At 40.2% G+C, this 552-nt stretch carries 1 protein-coding gene and 1 pseudogene; both read right to left on the minus strand.

Translation table 11 applies throughout. From position 1 onward, the window contains the following. Positions 1-243: pseudogene (locus tag ACFIJL_RS09880) on the minus strand (integrase); the annotation flags it as partial. Positions 244-249: 6 nt separating this feature from the next. Further along, positions 250-468, minus strand: a complete 219-nt coding sequence (locus tag ACFIJL_RS09885) for a hypothetical protein (RefSeq protein ID WP_012755083.1) — start codon at positions 466-468, stop codon at positions 250-252. Between the last annotated feature and the right edge of the window lie 84 nt (positions 469-552).

Raw genomic sequence — 552 nt, forward strand, 5'->3', positions numbered from 1 at the left:
GCTGTTAAAGTATTGTTTAAGCAGCCATGCAAATGAACCTTCAACAAGTTTACCAGTTTTTGATTTAGGAAGTATAAGCCCTTGTAACTCGGCAAGTGCGCTTTTGTAGTTATCAACAAACTCTTGCGTTCCATAGGTACCGCGTATTCTAATGCGTTTGCCATGACCAATACGTACATACCATACAATTTTGCCATGTTGAGTAATTTGTTTAACGAGATGAGGAGGACGTGGTTTAGGCATGGTATTTTACATCTTAGAGAGTGCGGTTTCGTAATATTCATTCTTTGACAAATCTAAAAGTTTGTCTGGGTGGTTAACTGAATTTGGTATTGGAATATCGGATTTAAGATAGATAAGCAGTTCACCAGTAGGTTTGATTTCTACGAGTTCACAACCTTGTTTTTTAGCTTCTCTTAAAGCGCGTGCAATGGCTGGTTGCGTTATAGCAGCTGGACGAGGCGCCATATCTTTTCTCCTTACATTGAGATGCAATTCACGTGTGGCGTGAATCACGCATTACTTGAAAGTGTTAAGAAGGGTGGGGGTGCT

The organism is Bartonella sp. TT119HLJHH, from assembly GCF_042193385.1.
In the GTDB taxonomy this organism is placed as follows: domain Bacteria; phylum Pseudomonadota; class Alphaproteobacteria; order Rhizobiales; family Rhizobiaceae; genus Bartonella.